The following is a 13,331-nucleotide window of genomic DNA, read 5'->3' as shown; positions in this document are numbered from 1 at the left end:
CGTTGCCCAGTGTCGAACATTCCCGTGCGCCCGTCAGTCCTCCACGCGAAGTTTAGACAATCGAGACAATCCCGGGGATCGGCCAAACGCGGAGATGCCCGGCGAGTGGGACTCGCCGGGCATCTCGATCAACGCGGGTGGGTCAGACCGTCAGGGTCCAGGTGTCGATCTTGCCGGTGTCGTTGACGTACTGGTCGGCGACGCGGAGTTTCCAGGTGCCGTTCTTGGCCTCGGCGGAGAGGTTGACCGGGTAGGTCTTGATGATGTTGTCGGCCGAGCCGCCGGTGCGGTTGTGCAGGACGTAGGTGCTGCCGTCGGGGGCGACGAGGGTGACGACGAGGTCGCCGATGTAGGTGTGGGCGATGTTGACCGCCACGGAGGCGGTCGCGGAGGCGTTGCCGGAGCAGCCGGAGACGGTGACCGGGCTCTCGACGGTGGCGTTGTCGCGGATCGCGACGTCGGTGTCGTTGGTGACCGCGCCGCAGCCGCCGGTGGTGGACACGGTGATGGTGAAGCTCGCCGAGCCGGACTTGTTGGCCGCGTCGGTGGCGGTCACGGTGACGTTCGCGGTGGTCGCGGCGGTCGGGGTGCCGGAGATGCGGCCGGTCGACGACGCGATGGACAGGCCAGCGGGCAGGCCGGTCGCGCTCCAGGTGTAGGGCGCGGTGCCGCCGGTGGCCGAGTTGTCCAGGGTGAACGCCTGCCCGACGGTGGCGGTCTTGTTGCCGGGGTTGGCGACGGTGACCGAACCGGGGGTGTCGGTGTTGAGGAAACCGCTGTAGAGCAACACATTCGGCGAACCGGTGTTGATGCCGGTCAGCTTGTTGGTGGAACCGTTGGTGACCAGGGCGTCGCGCACCTGCGCCGGGGTGGCCGAGGTGTTCTTCGCCAGGTACACCGCCGCGGCGCCCGCGACGTGCGGGGAGGCCATCGAGGTGCCGGACATGGTGGCGCTGCCGGTGTTGCTGCTGTAGGACGCGGACACGATGTTGTCGCCCGGCGCCCAGATGTCCAGGCAGGAACCGTAGTTGCTGTCACTGCGCCGCGTGTCGGTCTTGGTGCTGTTGCCCACGGTGATCGCCGCGCCGAGGCGCTGCGGGCTGTAGTAGCAGGCGTCGTCGTTGGAGTTGCCCGCCGCCTGGACCCACTGCACACCACTGTCCACAACGGCCTTCACGGCGTTGTCGATGGTCTGGTTGGTGCAGCGCGAGCGGCAGCCGATGCTGTAGTTGACGACCGCGGGCTTGACCGCGTTGGTCTTGACCCAGTTCATGGCCGCGATCAGGTCGTCGTCGGTGGCGCTGCCGGAGCAGTCGAGCACGCGCAGCGCGACGATGGTGGCCTTCTTGGCCACGCCGTAGGTGGTGCCCGCCGCGGTACCGGCGACGTGCGTGCCGTGGCCGTGGCAGTCCTGCGGGGTGCTGTCGCCGTCGACGAAGTCGTAGCCCTGGGCGATGCGGCCGGTGAAGTCGGTGTGGCCGGCGTTGATGCCGGAGTCCATCACGTACACGCGCGCGCCCTGGCCGGGGTTGCTCGGGTAGGTGTAGGCGCTGTTGAGCGGCAGGTCGCGCTGGTCGATGCGGTCGTCGCCCCAGTTCGGCGGGTTGTTCTGGGTGTCGGCGACGGTGTAGCGGGTGACCTGCTGCACGTAGCCGACCCTCGGGTCGAGCGCGACCTTCGCCGCCTGCTCGGCCGACATCGCCGCGGAGTAGCCGTCGACCACGGCGCCGTAGGTGTGCCGGATGGTGCCGCCGTACTGCCCGGCCACCGCGGAGGCGGTCGAACTGGCCGACTGGACGCCCTGGCCCTGGCTCTTGAACACCACGATGTAGCGGCCGGGCACCGCGTCGGCGGAGTTCGCGTTCACGATGGCGGCGGGCTGGGCGGCCTGCTCGGCCTGCTCGGCCGAAAACGCGGGCGTCACGAAATACGCGACCATTCCCGATACGGCGGCCGCACCGGCGACCACCTTCAGCGTTGTTTTCCTCATGGGTTGCCGAATTCCTCACTTCGCAGGGTGAACGGGCCGGACACAGGGGACGGCCGACCCGCGCACACCGTACGAGTACCGCACTCGAGGAAGCAAGACGTATCGCACAAATCGCATATTCGCAGGTGGGGTGGCCATACGGATATCTCTACCTACCGCTACCGCGCCTGGTACGCATCGAATCACGGATCCCTTTCCCAGCATTCCCACCGGTTCCCACCGGCCAATGGCAACCAGACAGGTGAAAAACCCAGTGCCGCAGGGGCTCCCGATCCTCCGACGCTCTCTTAACTGTTCACAGTTCCCTGCGCACCACCCCGAGCGGAGCGTCCCCGACAGCCGAGCGCCTTCCGATCGGCGCCACGCTCAAATCCGGCAAGTCGACCGCGGCGCCCGCCGCGGCCGTGTGGGTTCGCTTCCGCAGCCTCTACGGCAACAAGGACCGGCGCCTCGACGCCGACCTCAACGGCGGCGGCGACGTGGCCCTCTACAACATCCGCTTCAGCAACAACGACAACACCGTCGTCGACCGGGACGCCAACCAACCGGGCAACGGCGCCAGGGCGCAACTGTGGGCCAAGAACTTCCTGCCGCAGCAGTGGTGGGTGGTCGAGGCCCGGTAGCGGCCGAATGACAGTTCTCTCAGGGAACCGGCGGAAACACCCGGCGCCAATTGATCCACGGTGATTCTCCTGCTTACGATCGAACCGGGTCGGGCGCGACCGCCCGCCCACTGGGGAGAAGGCCACCGGAGGTGACGCGCCGCGATGTCGGCGCGGGTCGGTGGCCGTCATGTGACAGGAGAACCCGTGCGGAGATCCCTGAGGACACTCATCACGATCGCGGCGGCGGCCCCGCTGCTGCTGACAGCCACACCGGCCAACGCCTCGACCACGCCGAACCGCCCGGCACCCGAGGTTTCCGCGACGGCGGAGTGGATCCAGATCCGGAGCCTCTACGGCAGCCAGAACCAGTGCCTCGACGCCGACCTCAACGGCGGCGGGGCCAACGGGACCAAGGTGCAGCTGTGGGACTGCAACGGCTCTGACCAGCAGCAGTGGCTGCTCGACTTCGAGAACAAGCAGCTCATCAACAAGAAGTTCTGGGCGTGCCTCGACGCCGACCTCAACGGCGGTGGCGCCAACGGGACCAAGCTGCAGCTGTGGACCTGCAACAGTTCCGACCAGCAGAAGTGGCTCCGCTACTACGACGACCTGGCCATCTACAACGGCCGCTTCTTCAACGGCAAGAACACCGTCGTCGACCGGGACGTCTCCCACGGCGGCAACGGCGCGAAGGCGCAGCTGTGGGCCAAGAACTTCCAGCCGCAGCAGTGGTGGGAGTTCGAGTAGTCCCACACCCCACGGGGCAGACACCCACCCGGTGCCTGCCCCGTCTGCGTGCTCCCCACCTGACAGCACGCGCGCCTGCGTGGAGGCGGAAGTGTCGCGACCGGATGGTGGACGCATGGAGCGGATGCCGCAGCGGGATGACTCGGATCAGCGCGGCGACAGCCGACGGCGAGCACGGCGGAACTCGGCGCCGATGTAGCTCGGGTGCCGATGTGGAGGGAGACGGCGCCGCGCGGCACCCACGGCAGCAGTCGGGCCGGATGTGGACCACGGAGGCAACCCCGCCACCACCGGGATGGTGGCCGCCGCGGCGGGATAGCCCGGATCCAGCGTGACCCCGCGGACCACGGGGGATATAGCGCAGTGCCGATGCGCAGGAAGACGGCGCCGCGCCGGCGAGCGGGCCGCATATGGATCATGGAGGCGGCACCGCCACGACTGGATGGTGGCCGCATGCGCAGGCGCGGCGGGATAGCCGCATCAACGTGGCCCTGCGGACCACGGGCACGGCGGAGCACAGTGCCGGTGCGCGGGCACCCGCGGTGACAACAGTCGGGCCGGATGTGGATCATGGTCGCGTCACCGCCACGACCGGGTGGCGATGGGTGGTGTTAACTTGACTAATTCCAGAAAGCCCACCAGACTTCGGCGCGTGCCCACAGCCTCCGACTTCCGGCAGATGCTGCGCGACGCGTCACTGCGGGTGACCGGGCCTCGACTGGCCGTGCTCTCCGCGGTGCACGGGCACCCGCACGCCGACACCGACTCGATCATCGGGGTCGTCCGCGGGGAGCTCGGCGGGGTGTCGCACCAAGCCGTCTACGACGTGCTGCGGGCGCTGACCTCGGCCGGGCTGCTGCGGCGGATCGAGCCGCCCGGTTCGGTCGCGCGCTACGAGGCGCGGGTGGGCGACAACCACCACCACGTCGTCTGCCGCTCCTGCGGCGCGATCGCCGACGTCGACTGCGCCGTGGGGTTCGCCCCGTGCCTGACCGCCTCCGACGCCCACGGCTTCACCATCGACGAGGCCGAGGTCGTCTACCGGGGCCTGTGCCCCACCTGCTCCTGCTGAACCACGTTCCCGTCCTGAGAGGATTCGCGTGTCCGACAGCCCGAACGCCCGCGTTGGTGACATGAACGAGGAGGGCGCCGGCGGTTGCCCGGTGTCCGCGGGCCGGTTCAACCACCCCACCGAGGGCGGCACCAACCACACCTGGTGGCCCAACCAGCTCAACCTGGCCATCCTGCGCAAGCACTCCGTGGTCGCCGACCCGTTCCACGGCGAGTTCGACTACGCGGCCGAGTTCCTGACCGTCGACCTCGACGAGCTCGCCGCCGACGTGGACGCGGTGCTGACGACCTCGCAGGACTGGTGGCCAGCCGACTTCGGCCACTACGGCCCCTTCATGATCCGGATGGCCTGGCACAGCGCGGGCACCTACCGCGTGCAGGACGGCCGCGGCGGCGCTGGCGCGGGCATGCAGCGCTTCGCCCCGCTCAACAGCTGGCCGGACAACGGCAACCTGGACAAGGCGCGCCGCCTGCTGTGGCCGGTCAAGCAGAAGTGTGGCCGCAAGGTCTCCTGGGCGGACCTGATGATCTTCACGGGCAACCGCGCGCTGGAGACCATGGGCTTCACCACCTTCGGCTTCGCCGGTGGCCGCGCCGACGTGTGGGAGCCCGACCAGGACGTCTACTGGGGCCCCGAGCGCACCTGGCTGGGCGACGAGCGCTACTCCGGTGACCGCGACCTGGAGAACCCGCTGGCCGCGGTCCAGATGGGACTCATCTACGTCAACCCGGAGGGCCCCAACGGCAACCCGGACCCGCTGGCCGCCGCGCGCGACATCCGCGACACCTTCGGCCGGATGGCGATGAACGACGAGGAGACCGTCGCGCTCATCGCCGGTGGCCACACCTTCGGCAAGGCGCACGGCGCCGCCGACCCGGACGTGCACGTCGGTGCCGAGCCCGAGGGCGCGGCACTGGAGGAGCAGGGCTTCGGCTGGCGCAACTCCTTCGGCTCCGGCAAGGGCCGCGACGCGATCACCAGCGGTCTCGAGGTCACCTGGACCTCGACGCCGACCCGGTGGAGCAACGGGTTCTTCGAGAACCTGTTCGGCCACGAGTACGAGCTGACCAAGAGCCCGGCAGGCGCGCACCAGTGGCAGCCCAAGGACGGCGCGGGCGCCAACACCGTGCCCGACCCGGAGACCGGTGAGCTGACCCGCCCGCCGACAATGCTGACCACCGACCTGGCGCTGCGCTTCGACCCGGTCTACGAGCAGATCTCGCGGCGCTTCCTGGAGAACCCGGACCAGTTCGCCGACGCGTTCGCCCGCGCCTGGTTCAAGCTGACCCACCGCGACATGGGCCCGATCCAGCGCTACCTGGGCGCGCAGGTGCCCCAGGAGGAGCTGATCTGGCAGGACCGGCTGCCCGCCGTCGACCACGAGCTGGTCGACGCCGAGGACATCGCGGCGCTCAAGCGCGAGCTCCTCGACTCGGGCCTGACCACCGCACAGCTGGTCAGCACCGCGTGGGCGTCGGCGTCGACCTTCCGCGGCAGCGACAAGCGCGGTGGCGCCAACGGTGCCCGCATCCGCCTCGAGCCGCAGCGCGGCTGGGAGGTCAACGAGCCCGACGCGCTGGGTGGCGTGTTGAGCACCCTGCAGGGCATCCAGGAGCGCTTCAACTCCGCGCAGACCGGCGGCAAGAAGGTCTCGCTGGCCGACCTGATCGTCCTCGGTGGTAGCGCCGCGGTCGAGCGGGCCAGCGGCGCGACCGTCGCGTTCACCCCCGGCCGCACCGACGCCACCGCCGAGCAGACCGACGCCGAGTCGTTCGCCCCGCTGGAGCCGACCGCGGACGGCTTCCGCAACTACCTGGGCAAGGGCCACCGCCTCCCGGCGGAGTACCTGCTGGTGGACCGGGCGAACCTGCTCGGGCTCAGCGCGCCGGAGCTGACCGTGCTGGTCGGCGGCCTGCGCGTGCTGGGCGCCAACCACCGCCAGTCCAGCACCGGGGTGCTCACCGACCGGCCGGGCACGCTGAGCAACGACTTCTTCGTCAACCTGCTCGACATGGCCACCGAGTGGAAGCCGACCTCCTCGGACGCGGAGACCTTCGAGGGCCGCGACCGCGCGACCGGCGAGGTCAAGTGGACCGGCTCCCGCGTGGACCTGCTCTTCGGCTCTAACTCCGAACTGCGCGCCGTCGCCGAGGTCTACGCCTCCGCCGACGCGGGCGAGAAGTTCACCGCCGACTTCGTGGCCGCCTGGACCAAGGTCATGGACCTCGACCGCTACGACGTCTGATCCGATCGACCCCGCGTCCGGGCCCGCCGACCTCGGCGGGCCCGGACGTGTTTTACCCTGACCCCATGCGGATCGTGTCGTTGCTGCCCGCCGCGACCGACATCGTCGCGGTCCTCGGCCGGGCGGGCGACCTGGTCGGCCGCACCCACGAGTGCGACTGGCCAGCCGAGGTGGCTTCCGTCCCGGTGGTCACCGCGACCGGGGTGGATCCCGACCGGCTGACCAGCCGGGAGATCTCCGCGGCGGTGGCGGGCCACCACGGCTCATCACTGTACACATTGGACGTAGCGCGGCTCGCCGAACTGGAGCCGGACCTGGTCCTGACCCAAGACCTGTGCGACGTGTGCGCGGTGTCCTACCAGCGGGTCGCCGACGCGGTACGGGTACTGGACGTCGGGCCTCGGGTGGTGAGCCTGGAACCACGCACCACGGCGGATGTGCTCGACTGCGTGTCCCGGGTGGGCAACATGCTGGGCGTTGCTGATGCAGGCGCGCGGGTCGCCGAGCTGCGGAACCGTTGGGCGGCGGTCGAAGCAGCGGTGGCGGGGCGGGCGCGGCCCCGGGTGGTGGCGATCGAGTGGCTTGACCCGGTGTGGCCTGCCGGGCACTGGGTGCCCGAGCAGATCACGGCGGCTGGAGGCTCGCCGCTGCTGGCGGCGGCGGGGGAACACACGTCACCGGTGGAGTGGGACGCGGTGGTGGCGGCTCGTCCGGATGTGGTGCTGTTGATGCCTTGTGGGTTGGCGCCTGATCGGACGGTGGCGGAGGTGGGGGCGCTGACCGGGAGGGCGGGGTGGGCGGAGCTGCCCGCGGTTCGGACGGGAGAGGTGTGGGTGGTTGACGGACCCGCGTACTTCAACCGGCCGGGACCTCGCGTGGTGCGGGGGGCGGAGGTACTGGCGTGGGTGCTGCACGGGGTGGCTGTGGGAGATCCGGTGACACCGTTGGAGGCCCGGCGGGTGACTGGGGTCTGAGCGGCGTTCCGGGGGCGGGCGCGGACCTGGCAGGGTGGCCTCTGTTGGGCCAGCGTGCCGCAGGTGGTGCGCGGAGGCGGAGGAATGGCACGAGGCGTTGAAGGCCCGGCGGGTGACCGGGTCTGTGCGGCGCTCCGGGCGGCGCGGCCTCGCAGGATGGCCGAGACACGGCTCAGGCGGGCCAAGTGTGGCCGCAGGTGGTGCGGGGACCGGAAGTACTAGAGCACATGCTGCACGGCGTAACCCGTGACAGACCTGGCGACGCCGTTCGAGGCCCGGCGGTGACTGGGGTCTGAGCGGGGCCGCAGGCGTGCGGGCGCACCCCTCGGAGGGTGGCCGCAGATGACGGCGAGGCGGCCTCAGGCGGGCCAAGTGTGGAACTTGGGCAATTTGTCAGCATCAGCCCGCCGGCTCCCCCAGCGTGGACAGGCGGGGGCTAGTGGCCTGCCAGTAGGCGGGCGGCCTTCGGGCTTCCCATGCGTTCGTAGGCGGCCGCGGCGGCTTGGCGGTGGGAGTGGGCGGCTTCCAGGTCGCCTTGGGTGGTGGCTGTGGTGGCTCGGAGCAGGTGGATCTCAGCTTGCAGCGCGGTGTTGTCGAGCTCGTGCGCGATCCGCTCGGCCTCGGCGAGGGCTTGGTCGGCCTCGGCGTGGTGGTGGGTGGTGGAGTGGGCGGCCGCGGTGGCCAGGAAGGCTTTGGCCAGAACGCTGTGGGCGCCTGCGTCGAGCGCCAAGCCTGCCGCTTCGGTGAAGGTCGTCAGGGCTTCGGCGGTGCGGCCGAGGCCTGCGAGGGCTCGGCCGACGAACAGGGTCTGCATGGCGGTGCCGCGCTTGCGATCCAGTCGGACGTTGATGTCGCGGGCCATGGTGAACCAGTGCAGCGCGTCCTCGAAGTCGCCGGTGCGCAGGGCCAGATTCCCGGTGAAATCGTAGGTCGACCCCTGGAGACGGTCGCCGACCGGCAGAGCCCTCGCTTTGTCCAGTTCGGACTCGGCGAGGTCGTAGCGCTCCAGCTCCTGGTACGCCTTGGCGAGCAGGCACCGGCAGCGGGCCTCGGCGGCGACATCACCGTCCACAACGGACGATTCGACGGCGAGGATTCCGGTCTCGACCCAGGATGCGAGCGGCCTGCGGGCGTCGTAGTAGGCGAAGGTGGCCTCGAACAGTTGCCACACGAGCGTGTGCCACCCCTTTTCGGCGCACGCGCGCATGGCGGCCGCGATGTTGGTGTGCTCGCGGTCGAACCAGGCCAGTGCGGCGTGGGGGCTCATCGTGAGTTCGACGCCGCTGAGGAGGCGGTCGGGGTCGGCGACGCGCAGGCGTTCGCGGCCGGTGGCGGCGACATCGGCGGCGGTGGCGCCGAAGAGCCACCAGTCGACGGCGCGCAGCAACAGGTTCTCGCGGTCGTGCCCGGTGGTGTGCTCGTCGGCGACCCGCAGCGCGTGCGCCCGGACCAGGCGGTGCACGGCGTAGCGGTCGTCGGCGCGCTCCTCGACCAGTGCGGCCGTGGCGAGCTGGTCGAGCAGTTCGCGCACCTCGGCGACCGGTTCGTCGACGACCGCGGCCACCACTTCGACGCAGAAGTCCCGGCCCACCAGCAAACCGAGCACGCGGTAGACGGCGCGGGCGCGCGGCGGCAGGTCGGCGTAGACGGTGTCGAACACGGTGTTGACCCGGTCGAGCACGCGATCGGCTTCGGTGCCGCGCAGCTCCTCGACCAGGCGCGCGAGCGCCCACCGCGGGCGCACGGCCAGCCGCGCGCCCGCCGCCCTGATGGCCAGCGGCAACCGCCCGCACAGGTCGACGAGCTCGGCGGCCGCGGCCGGATCGCGGTCGACCCGTCCATCGGCGCAGACCTGGCGCAGCAGGTCGAGCGCGTCGTTGATCTCCAACGGCTCCACCACCAGCGGCACCGCGCCGTCGGCGTGCAGGTCTTCCAGGGCCGTGTTGCTCGCGACCAGGACGAGACCCGCGGCCGAGTTGGGCAGCAGCGCCTCGACCTGTCCAGCGTCGGTGACGTCGTCGAGCACGGTGATCAGCCTGGTCCGCGCGGTGAGCGAGCGGTACAGGTCCCGCCTGCGCCGGAAGTCGGTCGGCACCGACGCGTCGGGCACGCCCAATGCCTTGAGCAGCCTGCCGAGCGCCTCCGACGGCGACTCGCCGCCGACACCGAAAGTGGCGTGCAGGGAACCGTCGGGGAAGTCCGCGGCCAGCACGGTGGCCACCTGGCGCACCAACGCCGTCTTGCCCACGCCCGGCATGCCCCGGACGGCGACCACCACCGGCCGCCCCGGCGTCGGCTCGGCCCCGATCAGCGAGCGGACGGCGGCGAGGTGCTCGACGCGGTCGACGAAGGCGGCCGGGCCGGGCGGCACGAGCGCGGGGATCGACGCCGGGGCCTGCGGCGCCAGGAACGTGACGGTCCCGATGTCGCGGGCCTGCACCACCTGCGCCGCAACACCGGCCTGCACGTTGTGCACTCCGTCGGTACCCACTCGGCCCCCCGTGATGATCCGTGAGCAGCACGGTACTGCACGGGCTCGGCCCGCGCGGCGCCTTGCTACGGTGCCCGCTGCGGGAGTTCGGGGCGGAGATCGCGGGGGACGGTGGGCACACCGGCACGAGCGGGGCGGTGGGACACCGTCGCGCCGCAGCGCAGGGTGTTGGTGGTGGTGCGGACGCCCGCGGCGCTGCTGCGGTTGCAGGACGCGCTCGGCACGGTGGTCGGTGATCCCCGCGTCGAGGTGGTGTTCACCGTCGACACCGGGTCGGTGTTCTCCGCCGGGCTCACCGAGCGGCTGGTCGACTCGGGTGCGCTGGTGGTGCCCTGGGCGCGGGCGGGCCGCGACGAGTTCGACCTGGCCGTGGCCGCCAGCGACAACAGCGACCTGCGCCGGTTCGCCGCCCCGCTGGTCCTCATGCCGCACGGGGCGGGCTACCACCGCCGCTCGACCAGCGATCCGGCGGCCATCTCCGGCTTGCGCGCGTCGGCGCTGGTCGCGGGTGGCCGGGTCCTGCCGCGCGCTGTGGTCGTGGCGCACCCGCGCCAGGTCGCGGCGCTGGCGTCGGTCGACCCTCGGCTGGCCGGGCACGCGGTGGTGGCGACCGACCCGTGCCTGGACCGGATCACCGCGAGCGAACCGCACCGCCCGCACCACCGCCGCCACTTCGACGCCGAGGGCAGGCGGGTGGTGCTGCTGTGCTCGACCTGGGGCAGGCACTCGCTGCTGGGCACGAACCCGGGACTGGCCGAGGAACTGGTCACGTCGCTGCCCGTCGACGAGTACCGGGTGGCCATGACCCTGCACCCCAACGTCTGGCAGCGGCACGGCCCGCTGCAGGTCCGCGCGTGGTTGCGGCCCGCGGTCGAGGCGGGCCTGGTGCTGATCCCCCCGACCGAGGACTGGCGCCCCGGGCTGCTCGCCGCCGACGTCGTGGTCTCCGACCACGGTTCGGTGACCGCCTACGCCGCGGCCGCGGGCCGTCCCGTGCTGCTCGCCGCGGACGGCGGTCCCGAGGTCGTCCCGCACTCGCCGCTCGCGGACCTGCTGTCGACCCTGCCCCGGCTCCCCGCCGACGGGGTCCCCGACGACCTGCCCGCCCCGGCGCCCCGGTCGGTCACCGATGCCGTCTTCCACCCCGGACCGACGACCGTGGACCAGGTGTTCTACGAGCTCATGGGCCTGCCGGTGGCGCGGCCGACGGTCACCCCGGTCCCCCGGCCGCGCGTCGACCTCCCCCAACCGTCGCACTACCGGACGACGGTCACCCAGGCCCACCTCGACGGGGGCCGCGCGCGGCTGGCGATCGCGAGGACCACCGGCCGCTGGTCCCCCGGCTGGCTGAGCACCGCCGACACCACCACCGACATCGCCCTCCTGGAAGCGGCCGCGGTCGTCTGGACCACCATCGCGGCCGACGACGGCACCCACGCGCGGGACCTGCTCGCCAGGTACCCGGCCGCCCGCCTGGTCACCGCCGTCGGCGCGGACGGCACCACCCGGGCCTGGCCCCGCGTCGGCCCGGCCATCGCGGCCACCTCCACCACCACCCCCTCAGCCACGGCGGCGGCCCTGCACTGGTGGACGACCCTCGCCCCCGCCCAGCGGCCGCACCGCATCGACCTGGTGGCGGGCGCGGCCTCCGGCGTGATCGATGTCCACATCGAATAGCCACTTCCTTTGTGGACAGACAATTCAGACCCGCAGCGCAATTGGTAAGGACCATTCGCACCGCAGTGCGCGGGTATCGCAGCCGCGCGCTTTCGAGCAATAGACCGGTCGGGTGCGCGACGGCGTCTGTTGGCTATATCTCAGCATCCAAGAACGTTGGTGATCTTGGTCGCGCCGCCACCTATGCTTGCCCACGAGACACAGAGGAACCTTGGGGGTTTGCTTTGTTCACATTTCACAATGGTGCCCGTGTGCACCCTTTTTCAGCCGATTTGGACGCTGAGCGCAGAAGGTACGTCGCCGCGGCTGTGCTGACATCCCCGCTGGTCGTGGCCAGTGCTGAGGGTGCGCGCATCCGCGATGTCGACGGCAACGAGTACATCGACTTCGCGGGCGGCGTCGGCGCGCTCAACGGCGGGCACACCCCGCCCGCCGTCGTCGTAGCCATACGGGAACAACTCGAAGCACACCTGCACGTAGGCTATTCGGCCGCACAATACGACGGCTATTCGCAGGTGTGCAAGCGGCTGGTGGCCTGCCACCCTGGCGAGGGGCCGTACAAAGCGCTGCTGGTGGGATCAGGTGCGGAAGCCGTGGAGAACGCCGTGCGAATCGCGCGGGTGGCGACCGGGCGAAGCGCGGTCATCGCGTTCGACCGCGCATTCCACGGCAGAACCCTGCTCACCGCCGCGCTGACCGACCGGCCTGGCGCCTTCCCCGTGCCGGACACCCACCGGGCCATGGCCCCCTACCCCTACCGCGGGGTGAGCGCCGAGGACGCCCTGGCCTCGGTGCGCTCGCTGCTGGCGCGGGAGGTGGACCCGGCCGACGTCGCCGCGGTCGTGTTCGAGCCGGTGCAGGGCGAGGGCGGGTTCCTCCCCGCGCCGCCGGAGTTCTTGTTGGGGCTGCGGGAGATCTGCACCGAGCACGGCATCGCGCTGGTGTTCGACGAGATCCAGTCCGGGATGTGCCGCACCGGCCCGCCCGCGGCCTGCGCCCACGTCCCCGGCGCCGTCCCCGACCTCATCGCCTGGGGCAAGTCCCTCGGCGGCGGGTTGCCGCTGGCCGGGGTCACCGGTCGGGCGGAACTGGTGGACGCGGTACCGCCGGGCGGCATCGCCAGCGGGACGATGGGGGGCAACCCGCTGTCCTGCGCGGCGGCCAGGGTCACCCTCGACCAGGTGCTCGACCCGGCGTTCCAGCGCGCGGCCGCCGACCTCGGCGCGGACCTGCGATCGCGGCTCGACGAGCTCGCCGCCGAGATCCCGCTGATCGGCGAGGTGCGCGGCCTCGGCGCGATGCAGGCCATCGAGCTGGTGACCGACCGCGACACCCGCGAACCCGCGCCGAAGGCGACCGCCGCGGTGGTCGAGGCGGCGCGCGGGGCGGGCCTGCTGGTCAAGAGCTGCGGTGCGCACGGCAACGTCATCCGCGTCCTGGTCCCGCTGGTGGCGACCACGACCGACCTGGACCTCGGTTTCGGCATCCTGCGCCACGCCCTGCGCGAAGCGGCCTGAAACCCCACCACAC

At 71.4% G+C, this 13,331-nt stretch carries 9 protein-coding genes; 7 read left to right on the top strand and 2 right to left on the bottom strand.

The window, feature by feature from the left end:
* Positions 1-142: 142 nt before the first annotated feature.
* Positions 143-1,990: a S8 family peptidase gene (locus JOD54_RS17315; RefSeq protein ID WP_204451523.1), complete on the bottom strand. Its 1,848-nt coding sequence runs from the start codon at positions 1,988-1,990 to the stop codon at positions 143-145.
* A gap of 404 nt (positions 1,991-2,394) precedes the next feature.
* On the opposite strand from JOD54_RS17315, the gene JOD54_RS17310 reads away from it, so the two are divergent.
* The 5 genes from JOD54_RS17310 to JOD54_RS17290 all read left to right on the top strand — a co-directional run bounded on the left by JOD54_RS17310 (position 2,395) and on the right by JOD54_RS17290 (position 7,633).
* Entirely contained in the window at positions 2,395-2,613 is a 219-nt protein-coding gene (locus tag JOD54_RS17310; RefSeq protein ID WP_204451522.1) for a hypothetical protein, read from the top strand.
* Positions 2,614-2,799: 186 nt separating this feature from the next.
* Positions 2,800-3,342 carry an RICIN domain-containing protein gene (locus JOD54_RS17305; RefSeq protein ID WP_204451521.1) on the top strand — a complete coding sequence of 181 codons (543 nt, stop codon included), beginning with the start codon at positions 2,800-2,802 and terminating at the stop codon, positions 3,340-3,342.
* 652 nt (positions 3,343-3,994) lie between these two features.
* On the top strand, positions 3,995-4,414 hold the full coding sequence (locus JOD54_RS17300; RefSeq protein WP_204451520.1) for a Fur family transcriptional regulator: 420 nt from the start codon (positions 3,995-3,997) through the stop codon (positions 4,412-4,414).
* A gap of 28 nt (positions 4,415-4,442) precedes the next feature.
* The gene (katG, locus tag JOD54_RS17295) at positions 4,443-6,659 is read left to right on the top strand and encodes a catalase/peroxidase HPI (protein ID WP_204451519.1); all 2,217 of its coding nucleotides are present in this window, start codon (positions 4,443-4,445) and stop codon (positions 6,657-6,659) included.
* Positions 6,660-6,724: 65 nt separating this feature from the next.
* A complete protein-coding gene (locus JOD54_RS17290) occupies positions 6,725-7,633 on the top strand; it encodes a cobalamin-binding protein (protein ID WP_204451518.1) in 909 nt (302 codons plus the stop codon).
* A 436-nt stretch (positions 7,634-8,069) separates the two neighbouring features.
* Here JOD54_RS17290 and JOD54_RS35560 read toward each other — a convergent pair whose 3' ends face one another.
* On the bottom strand, positions 8,070-10,124 hold the full coding sequence (locus JOD54_RS35560; RefSeq protein WP_307860136.1) for an NB-ARC domain-containing protein: 2,055 nt from the start codon (positions 10,122-10,124) through the stop codon (positions 8,070-8,072).
* Positions 10,125-10,235: 111 nt separating this feature from the next.
* Between JOD54_RS35560 and JOD54_RS35555 the strand changes: the two genes are divergently transcribed.
* Positions 10,236-11,801, top strand: a complete 1,566-nt coding sequence (locus JOD54_RS35555) for a hypothetical protein (protein ID WP_204451517.1) — start codon at positions 10,236-10,238, stop codon at positions 11,799-11,801.
* A gap of 308 nt (positions 11,802-12,109) precedes the next feature.
* Positions 12,110-13,318 (top strand): aspartate aminotransferase family protein, encoded by a 1,209-nt coding sequence (locus JOD54_RS17275; RefSeq protein ID WP_204451516.1) that lies wholly within the window; start codon positions 12,110-12,112, stop codon positions 13,316-13,318.
* The last annotated feature ends 13 nt before the right edge of the window (positions 13,319-13,331 follow it).

This window comes from Actinokineospora baliensis (genome assembly GCF_016907695.1).
Taxonomy (GTDB): Bacteria; Actinomycetota; Actinomycetes; order Mycobacteriales; family Pseudonocardiaceae; genus Actinokineospora; species Actinokineospora baliensis.
The sequence above is the reverse complement of the archived record's forward strand: the minus strand, read 5'-3'. Positions and strand labels throughout refer to the sequence as shown.

Bases quoted from the DNA above. Each gene is read 5' to 3' on its own strand.
- JOD54_RS17315 (WP_204451523.1), bottom strand. From the start codon at position 1,990: ATGAGGAAAACAACGCTGAAGGTGGTCGCCGGTGCGGCCGCCGTATCG.
- JOD54_RS17290 (WP_204451518.1), top strand. From the start codon at position 6,725: ATGCGGATCGTGTCGTTGCTGCCCGCCGCGACCGACATCGTCGCGGTC.